This window comes from Streptomyces sp. NBC_00523 (assembly GCF_036346615.1).
In the GTDB taxonomy this organism is placed as follows: domain Bacteria; phylum Actinomycetota; class Actinomycetes; order Streptomycetales; family Streptomycetaceae; genus Streptomyces.
Window position 1 is genome coordinate 3,871,418 of sequence record NZ_CP107836.1, and the last position, 24,154, is coordinate 3,895,571.

The 24,154-nt window shown below is 71.3% G+C and carries 15 protein-coding genes, 5 tRNA genes and 1 riboswitch; of the genes, 10 read left to right on the plus strand and 10 right to left on the minus strand.

The window, feature by feature from the left end; translation table 11 throughout:
- Positions 1–29: 29 nt before the first annotated feature.
- The 5 genes from hrpA to OHS17_RS17520 all read right to left on the minus strand — a co-directional run bounded on the left by hrpA (position 30) and on the right by OHS17_RS17520 (position 5,978).
- Positions 30–3,950 (minus strand): ATP-dependent RNA helicase HrpA, encoded by a 3,921-nt coding sequence (gene hrpA, locus OHS17_RS17500; RefSeq protein WP_330312922.1) that lies wholly within the window; start codon positions 3,948–3,950, stop codon positions 30–32.
- 146 nt (positions 3,951–4,096) lie between these two features.
- Positions 4,097–4,170: transfer RNA gene (locus OHS17_RS17505), tRNA-Phe, on the minus strand.
- Between the two features lie 24 nt (positions 4,171–4,194).
- Positions 4,195–4,269 (minus strand) — tRNA-Asp (locus OHS17_RS17510).
- A 38-nt stretch (positions 4,270–4,307) separates the two neighbouring features.
- A tRNA-Glu gene (locus OHS17_RS17515) sits at positions 4,308–4,380 on the minus strand.
- A gap of 80 nt (positions 4,381–4,460) precedes the next feature.
- Entirely contained in the window at positions 4,461–5,978 is a 1,518-nt protein-coding gene (locus OHS17_RS17520; protein ID WP_330312923.1) for a metallophosphoesterase family protein, read from the minus strand.
- Between the two features lie 86 nt (positions 5,979–6,064).
- Here OHS17_RS17520 and OHS17_RS17525 point away from each other — a divergent pair, with 86 nt between their 5' ends.
- The 6 genes from OHS17_RS17525 to OHS17_RS17550 all read left to right on the plus strand — a co-directional run bounded on the left by OHS17_RS17525 (position 6,065) and on the right by OHS17_RS17550 (position 15,098).
- The gene (locus OHS17_RS17525) at positions 6,065–6,415 is read left to right on the plus strand and encodes a metallopeptidase family protein (RefSeq protein ID WP_018101725.1); all 351 of its coding nucleotides are present in this window, start codon (positions 6,065–6,067) and stop codon (positions 6,413–6,415) included.
- Positions 6,416–6,573: 158 nt separating this feature from the next.
- The gene (locus OHS17_RS17530; protein WP_330312924.1) at positions 6,574–7,149 is read left to right on the plus strand and encodes a hypothetical protein; all 576 of its coding nucleotides are present in this window, start codon (positions 6,574–6,576) and stop codon (positions 7,147–7,149) included.
- A gap of 241 nt (positions 7,150–7,390) precedes the next feature.
- Positions 7,391–9,460 (plus strand): DEAD/DEAH box helicase, encoded by a 2,070-nt coding sequence (locus tag OHS17_RS17535; protein WP_018101723.1) that lies wholly within the window; start codon positions 7,391–7,393, stop codon positions 9,458–9,460.
- Positions 9,461–9,720: 260 nt separating this feature from the next.
- Positions 9,721–12,741: an FG-GAP-like repeat-containing protein gene (locus tag OHS17_RS17540; RefSeq protein WP_330312925.1), complete on the plus strand. Its 3,021-nt coding sequence runs from the start codon at positions 9,721–9,723 to the stop codon at positions 12,739–12,741.
- A gap of 47 nt (positions 12,742–12,788) precedes the next feature.
- A complete protein-coding gene (locus tag OHS17_RS17545; RefSeq protein WP_330315282.1) occupies positions 12,789–14,915 on the plus strand; it encodes an FG-GAP-like repeat-containing protein in 2,127 nt (708 codons plus the stop codon).
- 109 nt (positions 14,916–15,024) lie between these two features.
- Positions 15,025–15,098: transfer RNA gene (locus OHS17_RS17550), tRNA-Lys, on the plus strand.
- A 61-nt stretch (positions 15,099–15,159) separates the two neighbouring features.
- On the opposite strand, the gene OHS17_RS17555 is transcribed toward OHS17_RS17550, so the two are convergent.
- Together OHS17_RS17555 and OHS17_RS17560 are read right to left on the minus strand one after the other, a co-directional pair.
- The gene (locus tag OHS17_RS17555) at positions 15,160–15,570 is read right to left on the minus strand and encodes an SHOCT domain-containing protein (RefSeq protein WP_330312926.1); all 411 of its coding nucleotides are present in this window, start codon (positions 15,568–15,570) and stop codon (positions 15,160–15,162) included.
- Positions 15,571–15,671: 101 nt separating this feature from the next.
- Positions 15,672–15,968 carry a hypothetical protein gene (locus OHS17_RS17560; RefSeq protein ID WP_330312927.1) on the minus strand — a complete coding sequence of 99 codons (297 nt, stop codon included), beginning with the start codon at positions 15,966–15,968 and terminating at the stop codon, positions 15,672–15,674.
- A 284-nt stretch (positions 15,969–16,252) separates the two neighbouring features.
- On the opposite strand from OHS17_RS17560, the gene OHS17_RS17565 reads away from it, so the two are divergent.
- The 4 genes from OHS17_RS17565 to OHS17_RS17580 all read left to right on the plus strand — a co-directional run bounded on the left by OHS17_RS17565 (position 16,253) and on the right by OHS17_RS17580 (position 20,336).
- Positions 16,253–16,326 (plus strand) — tRNA-Met (locus tag OHS17_RS17565).
- Positions 16,327–16,495: 169 nt separating this feature from the next.
- Positions 16,496–17,659 (plus strand): PP2C family protein-serine/threonine phosphatase, encoded by a 1,164-nt coding sequence (locus OHS17_RS17570; RefSeq protein ID WP_330312928.1) that lies wholly within the window; start codon positions 16,496–16,498, stop codon positions 17,657–17,659.
- A gap of 211 nt (positions 17,660–17,870) precedes the next feature.
- A riboswitch (cyclic di-AMP (ydaO/yuaA leader) is annotated at positions 17,871–18,024 on the plus strand.
- 11 nt (positions 18,025–18,035) lie between these two features.
- Positions 18,036–19,205, plus strand: a complete 1,170-nt coding sequence (locus OHS17_RS17575; protein WP_330312929.1) for a M23 family metallopeptidase — start codon at positions 18,036–18,038, stop codon at positions 19,203–19,205.
- Positions 19,206–19,391: 186 nt separating this feature from the next.
- Complete coding sequence (locus tag OHS17_RS17580) at positions 19,392–20,336, plus strand: aldo/keto reductase (protein ID WP_330312930.1); 945 nt, start codon at positions 19,392–19,394, stop codon at positions 20,334–20,336.
- A gap of 3 nt (positions 20,337–20,339) precedes the next feature.
- Here OHS17_RS17580 and OHS17_RS17585 read toward each other — a convergent pair whose 3' ends face one another.
- From OHS17_RS17585 to lhgO, 3 genes are all read right to left on the minus strand, one after another.
- Positions 20,340–21,905, minus strand: coding sequence for a PrsW family intramembrane metalloprotease (locus OHS17_RS17585; RefSeq protein WP_330312931.1), 1,566 nt, complete (start codon positions 21,903–21,905; stop codon positions 20,340–20,342).
- Positions 21,906–21,980: 75 nt separating this feature from the next.
- On the minus strand, positions 21,981–22,817 hold the full coding sequence (gene trmB / locus OHS17_RS17590) for a tRNA (guanosine(46)-N7)-methyltransferase TrmB (protein WP_383166106.1): 837 nt from the start codon (positions 22,815–22,817) through the stop codon (positions 21,981–21,983).
- A gap of 50 nt (positions 22,818–22,867) precedes the next feature.
- On the minus strand, positions 22,868–24,118 hold the full coding sequence (gene lhgO, locus OHS17_RS17595; protein WP_330312932.1) for an L-2-hydroxyglutarate oxidase: 1,251 nt from the start codon (positions 24,116–24,118) through the stop codon (positions 22,868–22,870).
- Positions 24,119–24,154: the final 36 nt, after the last annotated feature.

Here is a 24,154-nt window from a genome sequence, read left to right on the forward strand (position 1 = left end):
CGGGGTGGCAGGTCCGTTACGGAGATGGACTAGGGTGCGGCGGCGTCGATCGCCTTCACGATCCGCTTGTCCGAGACCGGGAACGCGGTGCCCAGGGCGTGCGCGAAGTAGCTCACCCGCAGCTCCTCGATCATCCACCGGATGTCCAGTACCTCCTGCGGGACGGGGCGGCCCTTGGGCAGCTGCTCCAGCAGCCAGGCGTACTCGTCCTGCATCTCGTGGACCTTCTCCATGCGCGTGGTGTCGCGCTGGACGTTGGTCGGCATCTGCTGGAGCCTGCGGTCCTCCGCCACCAGGTAGCGCATCAGGTCGGGCAGCCTGCGCAGCCCGGTCGCGGTGACGAAGCCGGGCGGCATCAGGCGCGCCAGGTGGTCGCGTACGTCCGTGACGTTGTTGATCAGGACCAGGCTGTTGGTGGCCTTCAGCCGGCGCTCGCACGCCTGCCAGGCCGCCAGGATCTGCTGCACCTGGCCGATCGTGCGCACGGTCAGGTCCACGAGGTCCGCGCGCACCTTGTCGTAGAGCGTCCGGAACGACGCCTCGTCCCAGGCGGGGCCGCCGTGCGCCGCGATCAGCCGGTCGGCGGCCGCCGTCGCGCAGTCGTCGAACAGGCCCTGGATCGAACCGTGGGGATTGCGGGACAGGGCCAGCTTCTGCTGGTTCGTCAGCTTGTCCGACGCGAACTTCGCCGGGTTCACCGGGATGTTCAGCAGGATCAGCTTCCGGGTGCCGCGCCACATCGCCTGTGCCTGCTCGGCCTCGGTGTCGAAGAGGCGTACGGCCACTGTCTCGCCCTGGTCCACCAGCGCCGGGTACGCCTTGACCGGCTGACCCGCACGCCGGGTCTCGAAGACCTTGTTCAGCGTGCCGATCGTCCAGTCCTTCAGGCCCGAACGCTCGATGGATTCGCCGGAGGGCCCCGCGGTCGCCGCCGCGGCCTTGGAGAGGGCCTGGCGGGCCTTCGGGCGCAGCCGGAGCTTCAGCGCCTCCAGGTCCTTGTCCTCGGCGACCATGCGGCGCCGCTCGTCCACGATCCGGAAGGTGATCTTGAGGTGGTCCGGGACCCGGCTCAGGTCGAAGTCCTCCGCGGTGACCGGGACCCCGACCATCCGCTGGAGCTCACGGGCCAGCGTCACCGGCAGCGGCTCCTGGAGGGGCACGGCCCGGTCGAGGAACTTGTCCGCGTAGTTCGGCGCGGGCACGTAGTGCCGGCGGATCGGCTTGGGCAGCGAGCGGATCAGCTCGGTGACGACCTCCTCGCGCAGCCCCGGGATCTGCCAGTCGAAGCCCTCCGAGGTGACCTGGTTCAGCACCTGGAGCGGAATGTGGACGGTCACACCGTCGGCGTCCGCGCCCGGTTCGAACTGGTAGGTCACCCGGAACTTGAGCTTCCCCTGCCGCCAGGAGTCCGGGTAGTCGTCCTTGGTGACGGCCCCGGCCTTCTCGTTGATGAGCATCGAGCGCTCGAAGTCGAGCGCGTCCGGCTCGTCGCGCCGCTTGTGCTTCCACCAGGAGTCGAAGTGGGCGCCGGAGACGATGTGTTCGGGGATGCGCTGGTCGTAGAAGTCGAACAGCGTCTCGTCGTCCACGAGGATGTCGCGGCGCCGGGCGCGGTGCTCCAGCTCCTCGACCTCGCCGAGCAGTTTGCGGTTGTCGTGGAAGAACTGGTGGTGCGTGCGCCAGTCGCCCTCGACCAGGGCGTTGCGGATGAAGAGGTCCCGCGAGGTCTCCTGGTCGATCCGGCCGAAATTGATCTTGCGCTGGGCGACGATCGGCACGCCGTACAGCGTGACCCGCTCGTACGCCATCACGGCGGCCTGGTCCTTCTCCCAGTGCGGTTCGCTGTAGGTGCGCTTCAGCAGGTGCTGGGCCAGCGGCTCGATCCACTCCGGCTCGACCTTGGCGTTGACCCGCGCCCAGAGCCGGGAGGTCTCCACGAGCTCCGCCGACATCACGAACCGCGGCTGCTTCTTGAACAGCGCCGAACCGGGGAAGATCGCGAACTTGGCGCTGCGGGCGCCCAGGTACTCGTTCTTCTCGGTGTCCTTCAGCCCGATGTGCGACAGCAGTCCGGCCAGCAGGGAGGTGTGCACCGACTGCTCGGGCGCGTCCTCCTCATTGAGCTCGATGCCCATCTGCTTGGCGACCGTGCGCAGCTGGGCGTAGATGTCCTGCCACTCGCGGATGCGGAGGAAGTTCAGGTACTCCTGCTTGCACATCCGGCGGAAGCTGGAGGAGCCGCGCTCCTTCTGCTGCTCGCGGATGTAGCGCCACAGGTTCAGGAAGGCCAGGAAGTCGGACGTCTCGTCCTTGAACCGGGCGTGCTGCTGGTCGGCCTGCGTCTGCTTGTCGGAGGGCCGTTCGCGCGGGTCCTGGATGGAGAGCGCGGCGGCGATGACCATGACCTCGCGGACGCAGCCGTTGCGGTCGGCCTCCACGACCATACGGGCCAGGCGCGGGTCCACCGGCAGCTGCGAGAGCTTGCGGCCGAGCGGGGTGAGCCGCTTCTTCGGGTCCTTCTCCGCCGCATCGAGGGCGCCGAGCTCCTGGAGGAGCTGCACGCCGTCACGGATGTTGCGGTGGTCCGGCGGGTCGATGAAGGGGAACTTCTCGATGTCGCCGAGGCCGGCGGCGGTCATCTGGAGGATTACGGAGGCCAGGTTCGTACGGAGGATCTCCGCGTCGGTGAACTCCGGGCGGGTGAGGAAGTCGTCCTCGGAGTACAGCCGGATGCAGATGCCGTCCGAGGTACGGCCGCAGCGGCCCTTGCGCTGGTTGGCGCTGGCCTGCGAGATCCGCTCGATCGGCAGCCGCTGCACCTTGGTGCGGTGGCTGTAGCGGGAGATGCGGGCGGTGCCCGGGTCGATCACGTACTTGATGCCGGGGACGGTCAGCGAGGTCTCGGCGACGTTGGTGGCCAGCACGATCCTGCGGCCGGTGTGGCGCTGGAACACCCGGTGCTGTTCGGCGTGCGACAGGCGCGCGTAGAGGGGGAGCACCTCGGTGTTGCGCAGGTTCCGTTTGCCGAGCGCGTCGGCGGTGTCGCGGATCTCGCGCTCACCGGAGAGGAAGACCAGGACGTCTCCCGGGCCCTCGGACTGGAGCTCGTCCACGGCGTCGCAGATCGCGGTGATCTGGTCGCGGTCGGAGTCCTCGCCGTCCTCTTCGAGCAGCGGCCGGTACCGCACCTCGACCGGATACGTACGGCCGCTGACCTCGATGATCGGGGCCTCGCCGAAGTGGCGCGAGAAGCGTTCCGGGTCGATGGTCGCGGAGGTGACGACGACCTTCAGGTCGGGGCGTCTGGGCAGCAGCCGGGCCAGATAGCCGAGCAGGAAGTCGATGTTCAGCGACCGCTCGTGGGCCTCGTCGATGATGATCGTGTCGTACGCGAGCAGCTCGCGGTCCGTCTGGATCTCGGCGAGCAGGATGCCGTCCGTCATCAGCTTGACGAAGGTCGCGTCCGGGTTCACCTGGTCGGTGAAGCGGACCTTCCAGCCGACGGTCTCGCCGAGCGGCGTCTTCAGCTCGTCGGCGATCCGCTCGGCCACCGTGCGCGCGGCGATCCGGCGCGGCTGGGTGTGCCCGATCATGCCCCGGAGGCCCCGGCCCAGCTCCATGCAGATCTTGGGGATCTGGGTGGTCTTGCCGGAGCCGGTCTCACCGGCGACGATCACGACCTGGTGGTCGCGTATCGCCTCCAGGATCTCGTCCTTCTTCTGGCTGACCGGGAGCTGTTCCGGGTACGTGATGGCGGGCATCCGGCCGGCCCGCTGTTCGAGCCGCCCGGCTGCCTTGTCCGCCTGGGCGGCGATCTCGTCCAGCACGGCCCGCTGGGCCTCGGGCTTGCGGATGCGGCGGGCGCCCTCGAGGCGGCGGCCGAGCCGGTTCGCGTCGCGGAGCGAGAGCTGCGCGAGCCGGGACTGGAGATCGGCGAAGGAAGTAGACATACGGATCCCAGGATCTCACCCGGGCCGGAGGAAGGGCGAACCCATTTCGGGCGGCGCTTCCCGGTGGGCTGCCGAAGACCTTCCGGAACGGCGAAGACCTTCCGGAACGGCGAAGGCCCCGTCCATCGGACGGGGCCTTCGGGAAGTGGCTGGGGCCGGGATCGAACCGGCGACCTATCGCTTTTCAGGCGATCGCTCGTACCAACTGAGCTACCCAGCCACAAGGTTTCACGTGAAACCTCAGCGGTCCTGACGGGATTTGAACCCGCGGCCTCCACCTTGACAGGGTGGCGAGCACTCCTAACTGCTCCACAGGACCAAGCAATGTGCGAGACAAGTCTCGCACACGTTCAAGCGTGCCCCCAACGGGATTCGAACCCGTGCTACCGCCTTGAAAGGGCGGCGTCCTGGGCCACTAGACGATGAGGGCTAAGGGCCCGCCTGCGCGCCTTGCAGCGCGTCGGGGACGTGAGAAGCATATGGGATGCCGGCGGCGTTCGCCAAAACGGTTTACGGGGACGGGCTCGGGCCGGTCGGGGACGGGCTCGTGAGGGCGGGCTTCTGCTCCGGCAGATGGCGGCTGACCTCGGCCGTCGTCAGTCCGAGGCCGCCCAGGGTGATCTCGTCCCAGGCCTGCAGGCGGCGGGTCGAGCGGTCCAGATAGAGCACCGACGCGAGCACCTGTTCCGGCTTCTTGTTCTGGACGGCCCGCAGCCCGCCGCCGCCCGTGGAGCCCTCGATCATCAGCCGGGTGCCGCCCTTCAGGACCTCGTTCTGCCGGTGGTGCACATGGCCCGCCAGCGCCAGCGGCACCTCGCCGTCCGTCTCCTTCACCGCCTCCGGCTCATGGGCGACGGCGATGTCGACGGGGGTGCCGGACCGCTGCTGCTCGCGCAGGGCGGCGGCGAGCGTGCGGCCGGCCACGCCCTCGACGTCCTCCGCCTGCTCGGGGCCCGTCCGGTCCGGGGTGAACTGCGGGTCCCCGATGCCGGCGACCCGCAGCCCGCCGAGGGTCACGGCCCGGCCCTGATCCAGGACGTGGACGTTCGGGAAGCGCTTCTTGTCGGACAGGTACTTCTGTGTCACGGCCGAGTCGTGGTTCCCGCGCACCCAGACATAGGGGGCGCCCAGGTCGGCGATGGGGTCCAGGAAGCTGTTCTCGACGGCGGTGCCGTGGTCCATCGTGTCGCCGGAGTCGATGATCACGTCGATGTCGTACTGCTCCACGAGCGAGCCGATGATGTGCCACGCGGCCGGGTTCAGATGGATGTCCGAGACATGCAGGACGCGCAGGGTCGCCGGGTCCGGGCTGTAGACCGGGAGCGTCGAGGTGGCGTCGTACAGCTTGGTGACGTTGGTGACCAGGCGGGCCAGTTCCTGCTGGTAGACGTCGAAGTCGCTGACGATCGAGCGGGCGTCGCCGACGACCGAGGGGGCGCTGGAGAGCAGCCCGGAGAACTTGGGCTCCAGGACCGACTTCGGGTTCCAGGTGGCGTACGCGCCCACGCCGGAAGCCGCCAGCAGCGCGAGGGCCAGGCCCCCGGCGGCCAGGGCCCGGCGCGGCCTGCGGTACACCGCGAGGCCCAGCGCCGTCGCCCCGGTCACCACCGCCACGCAGGAGCGCAGCGCCAGCTCGCGGGTGCCCGAGGCGACGTCCGACGTGACCTCGTCCTCCAGCCCGGCCAGCCGCTCGGGGTGCTGGACCAGGGCCTGCGAGCGGACCGGGTCGAGCCGGTCCACGTCGACGTCGAGGCGGACCGGGGCGCGGTGCGAGTCCAGCTCCAGGGCGCCGAGAGGGGAGACGTTGATCTTGGTGCCGCCGTTGAGCGAGGGCCGCAGGGTCATCGTCGTGTCCATCGGCCCCACGGGCGTCCGGACGCTGCCCACCGCGAGCAGCCCGAGCCAGGCGCCGAACAGCACCACGACGACCAGTCCGAGCGCCCGGAAGAAGGGGTGGGGTGCGGCGAGAGGGCCGCGGGCGGCGCGGCGGGATATCGGGCGGCGGAAGGGGAGTCGGGCGCGGGCCATTGGGTGCCCCTGCCCCAGTCGTGGTGCGGGTATGCCGGGGTGCGGGGACCTGGGCGGGCCGGGTGGCCGTACGGGACAATGGCCGGGTGCTGGAGATGACGCGGGAAGCGTTCGAGGAACTGGTCGCCGAGGCGCTGGACCGGATTCCGCCGGAGCTGACCCGGCTGATGGACAACGTCGCGGTCTTCGTCGAGGACGAGCCGGAGTCCGACGACCCGGAACTGCTCGGCCTGTACGAGGGCACGCCGCTGACCGAGCGCGGTGAGTGGTACGCGGGCGTGCTGCCGGACCGGATCACGATCTACCGGGGTCCGACGCTGCGGATGTGCGAGACGCGCGAGGACGTGGTGGCGGAGACGGAGATCACCGTCGTCCACGAGATCGCCCACCACTTCGGCATCGATGACGAGAGGCTGCACGCGCTCGGCTACGGCTGAGCCGGGCGCGGGGCGGTCGCGGCGCACGCGCGGGGCGGCCGCGGTGAAGGAGCCGCCCCGGCGGGCGTGTCCCGGGCGGGGTCAAGGGAGTTGGGCAGAGCGCACCCGTCTCGTTCATGTCAGGCCCCGTCCTTCCTCGCGTCCCCGGAGGTGCCCCCGTGCGCCAGTTCTCCGTCCCCGTCCGCTGGGCAGCGGTCACCGCTGTCACGCTCGCCACGTCCACCGGCTGTATGAGCGTCGGCTCCGACGGGGCGGAACCGGCGCCCTCGCGGTTCGCCGAGCCGAAGGGGGCCGCGGTCGAGCCGAACGGCTCCACGGTGACGGGGACCGGGCACTCGCGGATCGGCGGCGCCGGTGCGCAGGCCGAGCGCCGGGGCGCCGGGCCGAGCGCCTCCGCGTCGCCCTCCGGGAGCGCCCCGGCCTCCGGCGGGCCCGGGGGCGGGCCGGAGAAGGGCGAGGGCCGGGTCGCCCGCCCGTCCGTACCGGAGGGCCCGGCCGGGTCCGCGCCGCCGGAGCCCTCGGTGCCGGCCGACCCCGTACCCGGTCCGGAGGATCCGGCGGACTCGCCCGCGCCGCCGGACCCGGAGGAGCCCGGTCCGGAGCCCTCGGAGTCCGCGCCGCCGGAGCCCTCGGCGTCTCCGGCGGCTCAGTTCCGTACCGACGCCCTGGGGTGGCCGGACGAGGTGGCGGAGCTGCGTACGCCGGAGGCATCACCGCAGGTGGGACCGGCCTGAGGGGAGGGGCGAGGGGAGGCGGCTTGCGCAATGTGGGTGAGAGTGCGTATGGTGGTAGATCGTTTGATCCCATTGCCCGGCGCCGACACAGAAGAGCGCCGTGTGGCGCGTACTCTCCCTTGCCGTGGCTGGACCGCATTGAGGCGGTCGACATTGCGAAATCACGGAGTTATGGGCGCGTGCCGAGACTCCGGAAGGTTTCGCATTTCGCATGTCAATTTCCAGTTCTGACCACACCGTCATGCCCGAGAACGTCGAGAACGACGAGCTCACCGCTGTCGCCGAGGCCGTCGTGGCCGAGACCGCCGAGGCCGCTGAGCCGACCGTCACCTTCGCCGACCTGGGCCTGCCCGAGGGCATCGTCCGCAAGCTCGCGCAGAACGGTGTGACCACGCCCTTCCCGATCCAGGCGGCGACCATCCCGGACGCCCTGGCCGGCAAGGACATCCTCGGCCGCGGCCGTACCGGCTCCGGCAAGACCCTCTCCTTCGGCCTGCCGACCCTGTCGGCGCTGGCGGAGGGGCGCACCGAGAAGAAGAAGCCCCGCGCGATCATCCTCACCCCGACCCGTGAGCTCGCGATGCAGGTCGCGGACGCGCTGCAGCCGTACGGCGACGTGCTCGGCCTGAAGATGAAGGTCGTCTGCGGCGGTACGTCGATGGGCAACCAGATCTACGCCCTGGAGCGCGGCGTCGACATCCTCGTCGCCACCCCGGGCCGCCTGCGCGACATCATCAACCGCGGCGCGTGCTCGCTGGAGAACGTCCAGGTCGCCGTCCTCGACGAGGCCGACCAGATGTCCGACCTGGGCTTCCTGCCCGAGGTCACCGAGCTGCTGGACCAGATCCCCGAGGGCGGCCAGCGCATGCTCTTCTCCGCCACCATGGAGAACGAGATCGGCACGCTGGTCAAGCGCTACCTGAGCAACCCGGTCACCCACGAGGTCGACTCCGCCCAGGGCAACGTCTCGACCATGTCGCACCACGTCCTCGTCGTGAAGCCGAAGGACAAGGCGCCGGTCACCTCCGCGATCGCCGCCCGCAAGGGCCGCACGATCATCTTCGTCCGCACCCAGCTGGGCGCCGACCGCATCGCCGAGCAGCTCGTCGACGCGGGCGTCAAGGCGGACGCGCTGCACGGCGGCATGACGCAGGGCGCGCGCACCCGGGTCCTGGAGGACTTCAAGAAGGGTTACGTCAACGCGCTCGTCGCGACCGACGTCGCCGCGCGCGGTATCCACGTCGACGGCATCGACCTGGTCCTGAACGTGGACCCGGCCGGTGACCACAAGGACTACCTGCACCGCTCGGGCCGTACCGCCCGTGCCGGCAAGTCCGGTGTGGTCGTCTCGCTGGCCCTGCCGCACCAGCGCCGCCAGATCTTCCGCCTGATGGAGGACGCGGGCGTCGACGCCTCGCGCCACATCGTGCAGGGCGCGGGCGTCTTCGAGCCGGAGGTCGCCGAGATCACCGGCGCCCGTTCGCTCACCGAGGTCCAGGCCGACTCCGCGAACAACGCCGCGAAGCAGGCCGAGCGCGAGGCCGCCGAGCTGACCAAGCAGCTGGAGCGCGCGCAGCGCCGCGCCGTCGAGCTCCGCGAGGAGGCCGACCGCCTGGTGGCGCGTGCCGCCCGTGAGCGCGGCGACGACCCCGAGGCCGCCGTGGCCGAGGTCACCGCCGAGGCCGAGGCCGCCCTCGCGGCTGCCGCCGCCTCCGTGCCGGAGCAGCCGGCCGTGCGCGAGGACCGCCGCGACGAGCGGGGCAACTACGAGCGCCGCGACAACCGCGGTGGCTACCGGGGCAACGACCGCCGCGACGACCGGGGCGACCGGGGCGGCGACCGTCCGTTCCGCCGCGACGACCGGCCTTCCGGTGGCTACCGGGGCAACGACCGTCGCGACGACCGCCCGTCGTTCAACCGTGACCGTCGTGACGAGCGTCCCTCGGGCGGCTTCCGCTCCGGTGGTGGCGACCGTCCGTTCAACCGTGACCGTCGTGACGACCGCCCGTCCGGTGGTTTCCGCTCCGGCGGCGACCGCCGGGACGACCGTGGTGGCCGCTCCTTCGAGCGCCGCGACGACCGCCCGTCGTTCAACCGCGACCGTCGTGACGAGCGTCCCTCCGGTGGCTTCCGCTCCGGTGGCGGCGACCGTCCGTTCAACCGCGACCGTCGTGACGACCGCCCGTCCGGTGGCTTCCGCTCCGGCGGCGACCGCCCGAACGGCCGCCGCGACGACCACCGTTCGACCGGCACCAGCACCGGCTCCTTCGGCCGCCGCGACGACAAGCCGCGCTGGAAGCGCAACGGCTGATCGTCCGTAGGTCTCTGACCTGATGAAGCGGGCCCGTCCTTCGAGGACGGGCCCGCTTTCGTTTGTTCGCGGCATCGTTCTTTGAACGAGTTCGAATCTGGCTACCGGTGCATGCGCGGCTGCTGTTAATGTCACCTGAATCGCATGGGGGGTAGGGGCCGGGGGGCTTTCACTTCGCACAGACCGCGGCACATGCTGCCGCGTCCTCCTCATGCTCTCGAAGCACCCAGGAGGGGCTCGTCTTGAGACGCCTTACGGCCGTGAGAAGTGCTGTCGCGATGATCGCGGCGCTGGGGATCGGGGCGGCGTTCGTGCCTCCCTCCGCCGGCGCGGAGGCTTCGCCGCCCGCCGGGCTCGTCATCCCCGCGGAGCAGAACCGGAACCCCAACGCGGCCCGCCTGGTGGGCGCCGGGGCGACCGGGTATCTGTGGGGGCAGGCAGGAGAGGGCTACAACTGGACCTCGTACGCCGACGGGTCCACGCGAGCCGTCCCGGTGCCGGACAGGCAGCGGGTCGCCACAGTGGCAGGCACGGACGTCGTGACCTTCACAGGTTTGGCGTCGCCCGTCCAGCGGGACATGCGGACCGGGCAGGAGTGGTCCCTGCCGATCCCCTCGGGGTGGCGCCACGCCGGCACCTACGGCGGCACGGTCGTCACGACCGCCACCACCGAGGGCAAGCCGGCACTGCGTCAGCTGTCGTGGGAGAACGGCCAGGTGGTGGAGACCCCGGTGGCCGGACTGCCGGACGGGGCCAGGTCGCTGTACGTCCAGGAGCACGGCAGCGCGGACGGCGTGTTCGTCGAGGCGACTGTGGACAGCCGACGGGTCGTGTACCGGTTGGACGGGTCGGGACTGCACCCGACTGCCCTCCCCAACAGCTGGGTGACGCCCGGAGGACAGCGGGTGGTCCAGCGGTTCGGCGACACGGGCACCTACCGCGTGTGGGACCTGACGGACCTCTCGAAGCCCGCCCACGAGATCACCCTCACAGATGTGGGTGACGAGAAACTGCTCGGCGTGGTCGGCGACGAGGTCCTGTACACCCGGCCGTCGGCGACCGGCGGGGACACCGCGACCGACCACACCGTCCTCGCGGTCCCGGTGACCGGCGGCCCGGAGCGCGTGGTCCTCGATCGTGCCGCAGCGATCCCGGTGGTCGAGCCCGACGGAACGATGCTGCTGGGCAGGGCGAGCGGGAGTCAGGACGCGACCAGTTCCGTGTACGCGCTGCGGGCGGGCGTGGAAGGCAGGGTCACCACGGCGAAGGTGGCCGAAGTCGCCGCGATCGCCACCGTTGTCGAAGGCATGAGCATGGCTCAGGGGCGCCTGCACACCGTCGACAGGATCCCGTTCGGCCAGGCGCGGCTGCGCCGGACCGACATCTCGCTGAGCGGCGGTCCGACGGCCGGTCCGCGCGTGGACCGGGGGCTGTTCAACCAGTACGCGGGCTGTGACTGGGACTGGTGCGAGGAGGTCCAGTCCACCGGTGACGGCCGGCTGGCGTACCAGGGCATCAACGGCACGGGGCTGAGCGTCCTCGACGAGTCGGCGTCCCTGCCGGCCCGGAAGGTCAACGACCAGCCCACGTACCAGCAGCCGCACGACACGATGCAGGCGTCCGGCCGCTACACCGTGGCAAGGATTCCCGGACCGTCTTCGGAGGACCACAGCCCGCGTCTGCAGGTCATCGACCTGGACACCGGGAAGCCGGTCTACACGGGCCCCGCCCAGAATGCGTACATGCCGGCGTTCGCGATCGACGGATCCACGCTGTGGGTGGAGGGTGCCTCGCAGGGCGTCGTCCAGGCGCTCGACGTACGCACCGGAAAGAACATCCGCAGCGTCGACGTCGGCGACTGCGACCTCACGGATCTTCGCGCCAACGGCACCGACCTCTACTGGGAGTGCGCGACCGGCACCTCCGGCGTCTACGGCACCGTCACGAAGAAGTCGGTCCGCCTCCCCGCCCACGGGGACGCGATGCTCGGTGACGGCTACGTCGGATGGGAGAAGGACGGGGTCCTCTCCGTCACCGATGTGCGGGGCACGACGGGCACCCACGTCGTCGGCCGGCCGGCCAATCCCGCGCAGGGCGAGGGATGGACCGTCGACCGGTTCGGAGGCCCGCTCGCCTTCGCCGACACGGACGGCAGGGTGCACGTGGTCCCGTCCGGTGTGACGGCCTCCGCACTGTCCGTCCGCGACTTCGCCGCCGCGGCATCGGTGAACGTCGCGAGCGCTCCCTGGTCACCCCGCTGGTGGCTGTCGAAGCCCGCGTCGTCCTGGCAGCTGACGCTGCGGAACGCCGCGACGGGGGCCACGGTCCGCACGCTGGCCGGTGGTGAGGTGCGGGGCCTGGTGAAGACCGGGTGGGACGGCAAGGACGCGGATGGCCGGTTCGTGGCCAATGGCGCGTACAGCTGGACGCTGACCGCGAAGCCCGCCGACGGCCGGGGTGCCGCCCTGACCGCTTCCGGGACGGTGAAGGTCTCCGGAGCGGCAGCCGTGGCACGGGACTTCGTCGGCAATGACGGGTACGGGGACCTGCTCGCGTTCACCTCGGCCGGGAAGGCCGACTGGCGGGCCGGTACCGGGACCGGGGCCGGGCGGGTCGAGGACAAGGTGTCGGGCACCGGCTGGACGGGCGGTAACACCGTGACCGCCGCCGTGCCGTTCGAGGACGTCAGCGGCGACCGGTGCAACGACGTGCTGGTCCGTACGAAGGCGGGCGAGCTGCGCGCGTACAAGCCGGGCTGCGGCGCCGCGCTCAAGCCCACCACGGCGTACAAGAAGATCGGCACCGGCTGGAACATGTTCGACGCCCTGACCTCGCCCGGCGACATGTCGGGCGACGGGCGCGCCGATCTGCTCGGCCGGACGCCCTCCGGCGACCTGTACTTCTACAAGGGCAAGGGCGACGGCCTCTTCGAGCCCCGGGTGAAGATCGGCTACGGCTGGCAGGGGTACCTCCTGGCCGGGACGGGCGACCTGGACGGCGACGGCAAGGGCGACCTGGTGGCCCGCGACCGCTCGGGCAACGTGTGGCGCTACCCCGCCACCGTCAACGGCACACTCGGCGCCCGTACCAAGATCGGGTACGGCTGGACCATGTACGACACGATGGTCGGCTCCGGCGATCTGAACGGCGACGGACGCGCGGACCTGCTGGCCCGCGACACGTCCGGGGTGCTGTGGAGCTACCGCGGCGACGGCAAGGGCGCGCTGGCGGCGCGTACCAAGGTCGGCGGCAGCTGGCAGATGTACAAGAATCTCTTCTGATCATTGGCTCGACCTCCGGGCTTCCCGGAAAGGACCTTCTCTTGACCGTGTTCATACGCGGGCGCGTCGCGCTCGTGGGCGCCGTGGCCGGGGCGACCGTGCTCGCCACGGCCGCCGTACCGGCGAGCGCCGCCGACCCCGCCCCCGCCACCGTGGCGACGACCGGGGTCTACGGCCTCGACTTCGCGGGCGGGCGGCTGGTGACGGCGGAGCGGAGCGCTTCCGGCGACCGCATGGTGTTCGACCGCCGGGTGTCCGCCGACGCCACGACCGTGGGGGAGCGTCAGAGCCTCGCCTTCGCCGGGACGTACGCCAACGACGCGCACCTCAGGACGGTGCCCTGCGACAACGGCGCGTGCGTCGACCTCATGGCCTCGGGCCACGGGGACGTCGGCGTGGTGTTCGTCGACGGCGACGACGCCGGCACCGAGAGCGTGCAGTTCCGGGCGCCCGGAAACTCGTACCACGGGACCGGGACCCACTACCCGGCCGGTACCGCGCGGATCGTGGACACGACGGGGCGCGCCTACGTCGTCAACGGCGGTTCCCCCGCCAAGCAGCAGGCGGGCATGTACCCGGGCTACACCTCGACCGCCGACCCCGTCGTCCGCACCCCGAGCGCGGCCTCCGTCTGGGGGACGACGCTCTGGGCGGCGACCACCACCGGGGCGCTCAGCGCGACCGACCTGGGGACGAAGAAGGTCGTGGAGACGGCGGCCACCGGCGCCCCCTGCGTGATCAAGGAGGTGCGCGCGGTCGGCCGCTGGCTCTACTGGAACTGCGGGACGACCGGTGCCGCGGGCGTGTACGACCGTACGGCGAAGAAGTCGTTCACCGTGCCGTCCGGGCCCGCCCTCGTCGGCGACGGCTACCTCGTCCGGCACGACCGGAGCGCGGGTGAGCTGCTGCTCACCGACTTCCACACGGGCAAGGCGGCCGCCCCGCGCGTGATTGCGGCGCTCCCGGCGGGGAAGACCGCCGACCAGCGGCGGCTGACCTGGGCGGTGGACAAGTTCGGCGGCGACATCGCGTATCTCGACGCCGCGCAGACCCTGCACGTCGTGCCCAGCGGGGTGCCCGCGCAGTCCCTCGCGAAGATCGCCTCCGATCTCGGCGACGCGTACATGGACATCAAGGGCGTCGACGGACTGGAGAGCTGGAACAGCAGCTGGCAGTTCAACAAGCCCGTCTCCTGGACGTACGCCGTCAAGGACTGGACGGGCCGCACGGTGCGCACCCTCAAGGGCGGTGACGGCACCGAGGCGGACGTCAACTGGGACGGCCTGACGGACGCGGGCGGATACACGGGCAACGGCACGCACACCTGGACCCTGACGGCGACGGCCGAGGACGGTTCGGGGAAGTACACCGCCAACGGGACCATCTCGGTCGGCGGCGGCAAGGCGGGCTTCCACGACCAGGGCCGCTCCGGCATCGGCGACCTCGTCACGCTCAACTCGCACGGGGACCTGACCATCCAGTTCGGGCAGGGCTCGGGTGTCTTCAGCGGCAAGGCGTCCGGGACCGGCTGGCCGGCCGGCACCCTCGCCGTGCCCTTCGCGGACACCGGCAGCGACCGCTGCTCCGACCTGTTCGTCCGGATGCCCGGCGGTGAACTGCGCCGGTACGAAGGCAACTGCGGCACCTCCGGCTACAAGCCGGCCGGCAAGCACACCGTGATCGGCGGCGGCTGGCAGCAGTACGACGTGCTGACGTCACCCGGCGACCTGAACGGCGACGGGCGGGCCGACCTCGTCGCCCGTCAGACGTCCACCGGGGACATCTACTTCTACGCGGGCACGGCCGCCGGGAAGTTCCTCCCGAAGACCCGGATCAACACCGACTGGCGGACGTACGCCCAGATCACCGGCGTCGGCGACATCACCGGCGACGGCGTCCCCGACCTGCTCGGCCACGACCGCAACGGCGGCCTGTGGCGCTACAACGGCCTGGGCAACGGCCGCTTCGCGCCGCGCGTGAAGGTGTTCTCGGACTGGGGCAGCTCGTACAACGCGCTGATCGGCGTCGGCGACCTGAACGGCGACGGCCGGAACGACTTCGTCGTGCGCGACTCGGCGGGCAAGCTGTTCCGCAACAACGGCAACGGCAAGGGCTCCTTCGGAGCCCGTACGCAGATCGCCACCGGCTGGCAGACGTACAAGGCCATCTTCTGAGCCCTCGGCCCTGAGTCCTGAGCCCGCCCCACCCGGTGACGGGGCCGCGTGGTCGATACCCGATCGGCTGCGCGGCCGGGGCGGGCTATGCTCGGGGGTGATGTGCCGAGGGCCGTTAGCTCAATTGGTCAGAGCAGCGGACTTTTAATCCGTTGGTTGTGGGTTCGAGTCCCACACGGCCTACCTCGTGGCCCCGGGTCAGCGCGTGCGCGACCCGGGGCTCCGTCGTGTGCGGGGGCGGGCGTCAGACCAGGAGCTTCGACTTCGCTCGCTGGTACTCCTCCTCGGTGATCGCGCCCTTGTCCTTGAGGTCGGCGAGCTTCGACAGGTCCTCGACGTGGCCGCCGCTCTTGTGGTGGCTGCCGCCCTCCGTACCCGCCGCGTCCCTGATGTACGCCTTGAAGGCGGCGTCGCGTTCCTTCGCTTCCTGGACGTCGCGCTTGCCCATGGACTTGCCGCGGGCGATCACGTAGATCAGCACGCCCAGATAGGGCAGTACCAGCGCCAGGATCAGCCAGCCGGCCTTCGCCCAGCCGCTCAGGTCATCGCTGCGGAAGATGTCCATGATGACCCGGAAGAGGAGGAAGAGCCACATGATCCAGAGGAAGAACCAGAGCATCGTCCAGAACAGGTTGAGCAGGGGATAGTCGTCCATCGTCCACTCCCGGAGCCTCGAAATGGCTGAGTCTGAAATCAGTCATATCGCCATATGGGTCCGTGCGCCCGTTGGAGGGGGAGCGCTGTGGAGGGCGGTGGCTACTTCTCCGGCTCGGAGGGGGCGGTGGCCGCGGCCGCCGCCGCCGTCTTCTTGCTGTGGACCATGATGCCGATGAAACCGGCGAGGAATCCGCTGATCAGGCCCGATATCGCGTGGTTGACCGCGTTGACGGACGCGCTGCCCGGGAGGCCGATCGCCAGGTAGTTCACCGCCGCGCTCATCGCCGCGCCCATCACACCGCCGATGAGGCCGCTCTTGGCGGCGGCGCGTGCGGGTGACGGCGGGGTGGCCGAGGGGGCGGGGGTGTTATCGGAGGCGGCGAGCGGTGCGGCCATGGTCGAGAGCCCTCCAGACAGGCTGCGATCAGAGACCGGGAGCAGCTCTCCGCGCGCGCCGGCATGCGCGGTCGGGGCCTGCTCACACGGGCAGCCCACCGAGCCGGGGGGTGCAGCAGATACCTTGCGTCAGAACACATGTTCCTCGCAACACCTTCTCGTTTTCGGCACTTTGGGGTTCGGGTCAAGGGCGGCCGTGGTCCGCGCCGCCGGTGCGCACGGGGTGCGCGGGACGGGTGGTGGTCATGAGAGCTCCGAAGATGCCGTAGAGTTGGGTTCACCGACGCGGGGTGGAGCAGCTCGGTAGCTCGCTGGGCTCATAACCCAGAGGTCGCAGGTTCAAATCCTGTCCCCGCTACTGAAGGATCAGGCCCGGCACGCATGCAGCGTGCCGGGCCTGATGCGTTGTCGGCGCATACGCGTTGTCGCCCCTTCGGCGGCCGAGGACTCGCCCGGTGGCCGGGCGGGCGCGAGGCTGGGGGAGGTGCGCGGTACCGGCCGTGGCCGCACCGGGCAGGAGACCGCAGGTGAGGAAGTGGGAGCGACGGTGGCGCGGGCCCGACGGCGCGGGCAGCCGCCGGTTCGTCCGGGTGCTGCCGGTGACGATGATCGTCATCGGGGTGGTGTTCGACCTCTTCACGCCGCCCTCCTTCACGGCCGTCCCGATCTTCGCGGCCGCCCCGCTGATCGCCGCGCCCTTCTTCGGTCTGGGCACCACGATCCGGATCGGGATCGCCGCAGTGCTCGCCGTCGCGGGCATCCGGCTCTACACCGGCGACCTGGTCGAGGTGGTCTCGTTCATCGAGATGCTCACCGTGCTCACGGTCGCCGTCCAGGCGTGTGTGATCAACCGGGTCGTGCGGCGCGGCAGCGAGCAGCTGGCGTCCGCCCGGATCATCGCCGAGACGGCCATGCGAGCCGTGCTCCCCGTCCCGCCGGAGCGGATCGGCGGACTCCAGGTGGCCGCGCGGTACGAGGCGGCGCAGGCGGACGAGTTCGTCGGGGGCGACCTCTTCGCGGCCGCCGACACTCCGTACGGCGTACGGCTCGTGCTGGGGGACGTACGCGGGAAGGGGCTGGAGGCGGTCGGCGCGGTGGCGGTGGTGATCGGGGCGTTCCGCGAGGCGGCGGAGCACGAGAAGTCGCTGGAGGGCGTGGCGCAGCGGCTGGAGCGGGCGCTGGCGCGTGAGTCGACGCGGGGTGGCGGCTTCGATGAGTTCGAGGAGTTCGTGACCGCCGCGCTCGCAGAGATCCGGCCGGGCGGACAGTTCGTGCGGATCGTGAACCGGGGCCACCCCGAGCCGCTGCTGCTGCGCGGGGACGGGGCGGTGGAGGCGCTGACGCCCACGGAGCCCGCGCTGCCGCTGGGCATGGACCTGGGGGTGCGGCCGGACCGCTCGGACGAGTGGGAGCTGCCGCCCGGCGGGACGCTGCTGTTCTACACGGACGGCCTGTCGGAGGCCCGTGACGCCGAGGGTGTCTTCTACGACCCGGCGGAACGGCTGCGCGGGCGGCTCTTCCCGGGTCCCGAGGAGCTGCTGTCCGCGCTGACCGACGACGTACGGCTGCATACGGGGGGCGAGTCGACCGACGACATGGCGCTGCTCGCGGTGGCCCGGCCGGCCAAGGGACAGCCCGACCGGCGCAGGACGGTGAAGATCATCAAGGGGGGTACCACGCTGCGTGACTGAGGAGCGTCGCTCCGCATAACATTTGACGCAACGTCAGAAAACGCGTAGTGGCTGAGCGTCGATCAACTCGCCCGATTCCACCCGGTTGTGTCCCGTAAAGTCCAGGCCGGGCGCGTGAACGATCAGTGGGAACAGCTTGGAATCGGACCCGTCTGTCTATTAACGTTCGATAACGCAGCGCGGTTGTCCCAGCCGTCGTCAGGGACGGCGCCGCGCGCGTGCGCCGAATTCCGCAAGGGAACCGGGGAACCACCTACATGGGGTGAATCGGGCATCTTCGTCTTCACAAGAGGCGGAGGAACCCGTAGGAGACCTTCCTGCTCCGAACCCGTCAGCTAACCCGGTAGGCGAGAAGGAAGGAAAGGAGCGCGCCCGCGTGGCGTCCAACAAGCCTGCCCCCGAATCACCTTCCCGGTTCGTGCCCGAGTACGGCGCCGACTTTGCGTCCGGCCCCGGCACCGCTTACATCCCGGAACAGGGCGGCGACTACGCGACCGACCGGGGCAATGGCTTTGCCACCGGCGCCGGTTACGGCAGCGGCTTCCGCGCCGACGACGCCGACTCCGAGCGGACCTGGGAGGAATGGAACCCCACCGAGGAGTCCGTCCGCCCCGTCCGCGGCAAGCACCGTGTCGCCAAGCAGCGCAATGGTCTGGCCCGTAGCTCCACCGTCCTCGGCGTCGGTGTCATCGCGGCCGTCGGTGCGGGAGGCATGGCCACCGCGCAGAGCAAGCCGCCGGTCTCCATCTCTCTTCCCGATTCCATCACGGGCAATCTCCCCGACGCCAAGTCCCTTCCCGGCGTGGGCGCGTTCTTTTCCGGTGAGAGCGAGGCCGAAACCCCCGCGACCGCCACCGCCGCCGCCCCGCTGACGACCGCCGGCATCACGACCGCCGAGGCCGAGCAGGGCACCACGGACGCCGGTGAGGCGCTGCGCGCCCGCATCCTCCAGCAGGCCGAACAGCAGCAGGGCGCCGCCGACGCCGAGGCGAAGGCGGCCGAGGAGAAGGCCGCTGCCGAGAAGGCGGCCGCCGAGGCGAAGAAGCAGCAGGACGAGGCCGAGGCCAAGGCCGCCGCTGAGAAGAAGAAGGCGGAGGAGGAGGCGAAGAAGAAGGCCGAGGCGCTGCGCCTGGCCAAGCTCGCCGCCAGCTACGCCATCCCCACCTCCTCGTACACGATCACCTCGACGTTCGGCGAGGCCGGCTCCATGTGGTCCTCCGGCTACCACACGGGCCTCGACTTCGCGGCCCCGACCGGCACCCCGATCAAGGCCATCCACACCGGCACCATCAAGTCGGCCGGCTGGTCCGGCGCCTACGGCTACCGCACGGTGCTGGAGCTGGAGGACGGCACCGAGCTGTGGTTCTGCCACCAGTCCTCGATCGGCGTCACGGTCGGCCAGAAGGTCACCACCGGCGACACCATCGGCCGCGTCGGCGCGACCGGCAACGTGACCGGCCCGCACCTCCACCTGGAGGTCCACACCCCGGACGGCACCGGCATCGACCCGATGGCCTGGCTGCGCGCCCGCGGCCTGACGGTCTGAGGACTCCTCCTCCGGCACCCCGGCCCTTCCCCGCACGCGGCCTTCCGAACCCCGGCAGCCCTGACGCACACCCCCCCCCGACGTCAGGGCTGCCGGTTCGCGTACAGCGGCAGCCTCCGCAGGGAGCAGCCTGCCGGATGTAGATGGCACGGAATAGCGGATAGCCCGGAAGCTGTTGTTCCACCTATGACTTCACTGCGCAATCTCGGCCCGTCGGGCCTCCAGGTCTTCCCGCTCTGCCTCGGTGGAAACGTCTTCGGCTGGACCGCTGACGAGACCCAGTCCTTCGCCGTCCTCGACGCGTACGCGGCGGCAGGCGGCAACTTCGTGGACACCGCCGACGCCTACTCGCACTGGGTGCCCGGCAACGAGGGCGGCGAGTCGGAGACGGTCATCGGCAAGTGGCTCGCGTCGCGCGGCAACCGGTCCGACGTCGTGGTGGCCACCAAGGTCGGTGCGCTGCCCGGCTACAAGGGCCTCTCGGCGCCCACGATCAAGTCGGCCGCCGAGGAGTCGCTGCGCCGCCTCGGCACGGACCACATCGACCTGTACTACACACACTTCGATGACGAGACGGTCCCGGTCGAGGAGATCATCACGGCCCTCGACGAGCTGGTGAAGGAGGGCAAGGTCCGCGAGATCGCCGCCTCCAACATCAGCGCCGCGCGGCTGCGCGCCTCGCTGGAGTTCTCCGAACGCGAGGGCCTGGCCCGCTATGTGGCGCTCCAGCCGCACTACAACCTCGTGTCCCGGGACACCTACGAGGGCGAGCTCCAGGACACCGCCGCCGACGCCGGGCTCGCGGCCGTCCCGTACTACGCGCTGGCCGCCGGCTTCCTCACCGGCAAGTACCGCCCGGGGACTGCTGTGGACAGCGCCCGCGCCGGGAGCGCGGCCGGTCACCTGGAGTCGGAGCGCGGACAGCGGGTGCTCGCCGCGCTCGACACGGTGGCGCGGGACCGGGACGCCGAGATCGCGACGGTGGCCCTGGCCTGGCTCGCGTCCCGCCCGACGGTCGCCGCGCCGATCGCCTCCGCCCGCACGGTCGACCAGCTGCCCGCCCTGCTGGCGGTCGCCGGGCTTGAGCTGACGGACGAGGAGCTGTCGACGCTGACGGCGGCCTCGGCGTAGCGATCAGGCCTGCGGCCCGTTGGCGTGGGGCTGTTGGCCGTAGGGGTGTTGACCGTAGGGCTGCGTCGTCGGGTACGTGGGCGGGGCGCTGTACGGGGCCGGGTTGCCGTACGGATTCGGGTTGCCGTTGTACGGGGCCGGGTTGCCGTACGCGTAGGGCACGGGCCCGCCCGCGTACGGTCGGCGAGGTGGCCAGGCGGCCGTGTAGCCGGGCGGCCGGCGGTGCGTGGCCCGGGCCGCGTACGCGAGGGCGGGGCCCGCGATCTCGCGGCGCTGCCACAGGTGGTGCAGCAGCTCCAGCTCGCGCGCGGCGAAGTCCGGGTCGGCCCTGCCCAGTCCGGCCTGTCGGCGCAGGGAGGCCAGGGACGTCGCGAACGCCTCGTACTCGGCGACCGCCCGCGCCGCCGCCCTGCCGCGCTCCTTCGCCTCCTTGGCACGGACCCTCGCGTAGTCCGGGTGGTACGGATGGCCGGAGGCGCTCACCGCGTACCGCCTGCGCGCCGCGTTCCTGGCCAGGGCGCGGGCCCGCATCGAGGCTAGGGCGCGGGGCTCGTCGGGGGTGAGCCAGCCGGCTTCGGCGTACGCGGGGAGCTCGACGGCCAGGGAGCGCAGCTCCTTGCGGCGGGCTCGGATCACCTGCCAGGTCACCAGGCCGAACACCGGGACCATGAACGCCCCGTACACGAGGTAGAAGCCGTACCGGCCGAAGGTCGCCGAGCCGTTCCACAGGGCGTGCATGCCCATCGCGAGGACCAGGCCGAGCAGCGGTACGGCGATGCGCCGCACCCGGCGGCCGGCGGCGCTGCTCGCGGCGATCCCGAGACCGATGCCGGTCAGGACGGTGAAGAGCGGGTGGGCGAAGGGGGTCATCACGGCACGGACCAGGAACGTCACCACGGTCACTGACGCGAAGCCGGAGTCCAGTTGCTGGTCCTCGCCGAAGGCGTTGCCCAGGTAGAGGATGTTCTCGGTGAAGGCGAACCCCGTCGCGGTGAACCCGGCGACGACGACGCCGTCCACGATCCCGGTGAAGTCCCTCCGGCGGAAGAGGAAGAGCAGCAGCACGGCGGCGGCCTTGGCGCTCTCCTCGACCACCGGTGCGATGACCGTGGCACCGAGGGTGTCGGCGTTCCCCGGATCGCTGTCGGCTATCCACCGGGTCGCGAACGAGTTGGCGAGAATGGCGACCAGGGCCGCCGCGCACGCGCCCCACGCGAAGGCGAACAGCAGATTCCGCCACGGCGACGGCTCCACCCGGTCCAGCCAGCGGAAGGCCGTCATCAGCACCGGGACCGGCAGGACGGCCAGACTCAGGCCGACGAGGAAGCCCTCGGTGCCGGTCTGGTCGCGGACCAGGGCGAGGATCACCACCCCGCAGAGCGCCAGCAGCGTGAAGACGGCGATGACTCGGAACGTACGGTTCCGCCAGAGCAGGCCGACGCGGCGCGGCCGGTAACGCCACTGGCCCCGCGCCGGCACGGCGGCCAGGATCTCGCCGACCCGCTGCTCCTGGAGCACCGGGACGGCCGGCTGATCCCACCGTTGTCGCTGAACAGACCCGTCGGACACCCCTCGACCCTAACGAGCGGGTCGGACAACGGCCATGGTGCCCGTCGGGCCAGGGCTTGACCCAAAGGAAAGGCCCTAGACGCGCGCGAAGAGCAGGTCGTGCACGACGTGGCCCTTCCCCAGGCCCTGGCCCTCGAACCGGGTCCGCGGGCGGAACGCGGGGCGCGGGGCGTAACCGCCGTCGGCCACCGTGTTCTCGAAGAGGGGGTGCGCGGTCAGCACGTCGAGCATCTGCTCGGCGTACGGCTCCCAGTCGGTCGCGCAGTGCACGATCGCCCCGGACTTCAGCGGGCCCGCCACCAGGTCCAGGAACTCCGGCTGGATCAGCCGGCGCTTGTGGTGGCGGGACTTGGGCCACGGGTCGGGGAAGTAGACCCGCAGCCCGTCCAGCGAATCCGGTTCCAGCATCTCGCGCAGCAGGATGATCGCGTCGCCGTTGGCGACCCGGACGTTGGCCGAGCCGTTCCGGTCGGCGAGGCCGAGCAGGTTGCCCTGGCCGGGCGTGTGCACGTCGACGGCGAGGATGCCGGTGCCCGGGTCGTCGGCCGCCATCTGCGCGGTGGCCTCACCCATGCCGAAGCCGATCTCCAGGACCACCGGGAGGCCGTCGAACAGGGCGGGCAGGTCCAGGACGCTCAGCCCGTCGATGTCCAGGCCCCACTTGGGCCAGAGCCGCTCCAGGGCGTTCTGCTGGCCGGGCGTGACCCGGCTGCGGCGCGGCTGGAAGCTGCGGATGCGGCGCTCGTGGTGCGAGCCGGCCGGGTCGGCCGCGGGACCGCCGGGGAAGCGGGGCTGCTGACGCATCCGGCGCGCGCGCTCCAGGGACGCGGCCCGCACGTCGTCGGGGATCCCGGCGGTGGTGGGCACGGTGCCGTCGTCGGGCGTCGGGGAGGGGTTCTTGGGCTCAGACACAATGCCCTGATTCTACGGGGACGGGCGTCCTGCCACGGAGGGCGCGGGAATCACCCCGTCGTCGCCCGCTCCGGCGGCTTCCAGCCCGCCGCCCGGGCCCGGAGCAGGGCGCGGCGGGCCACCTCGCGGCCGATGGGCAGCGAGGCGGTGGCGGCGGGCGACGGGGCGTTCAGCACGTGCACCGTGTGCGGGGCCTCGCGGATCAGGAAGTCGTCCACCAGCGTGCCGTCCCGGAGCACGGCCTGGGCGCGGACCCCGGCCGGCGAGGGGCGCAGGTCCTCCTCCCTGACCTCGGGCAGGAGGCGGCGGACGGCCTGCGTGAACGCGCGCTTCGAGAGGGAGCGGTGCACCTCGCCCGCCCCGTACCGCCAGTGTCTGCGGGCGATGCGCCACGAGCCGGGCCAGCTGAGCGTGTCCATCAGCTCGCGGGGCCGGACGACGGGCCAGCCGTAGCCCTCGCGGGCGGCGGCGGGCACCGCGTTGGGGCCGACGTGGACGGAGCCGTCGAAGCCCCGGGTCAGGTGGACGCCGAGGAACGGGAACGCCGGGTCGGGCACCGGATAGACGAGCCCGCGCACCAGCTCGGGCCGCGCCAGCTCGTAGTACTCCCCCCGGAACGGCACGATCCGCATCCCCGGGTCGTCGCCGGCCATCCGGGCGATCCGGTCGCAGTGCAGCCCCGCGCAGTTGACCAGCACCCTGGCCCGGACCACCAGCCCGTCGGCGGTGCGCACGGCCACGCCCCAGGGGCGACGGTCGATCGCCGTGACCTCGGCGCCGAAGCGGATCACGCCGCCCGCGCCGCGTACCTCGTCGGCGAGGCGCCCGGCGACCGCCCGGAAGTCGCACACGCCCGTCGTGCCGACCCGGATCGCGGCGAGGCCCCGCACCTTCGGCTCGTACTCGGCGATCTGCGCGGGCCCCAGCTCGCGCACCGGCAGCCCGTGCTCGCGGCCGCGCTGGACCAGGGCGTGCAGCCGGGGCAGCTCGGCGCGGTCCGTCGCGACGATCAGCTTGCCGGTCACCGCGTGGGGGATGGAGTGCTCCCGGCAGAAGTCGGTCATCTCGGCGCCGCCGCGCAGCGCGTACCGCGCCTTGAGCGAGCCCGGCGGGTAGTAGATCCCGCTGTGGATCACCCCGCTGTTGCGGCCCGTCTGGTGGCGCGCCGGGCCCTTCTCCTTCTCCAGCACGGTCACCCGGGTGCCGGGCGCGGTGCGCGTGAGCGCGTACGCGGCCGACAGGCCGACGATCCCGCCGCCGATCACCAGCACATCGCAGTCGTACGCCGCGTGCGTCATCATCACGCCACCTCCCACCCCGATAGTGCACTGACCCAC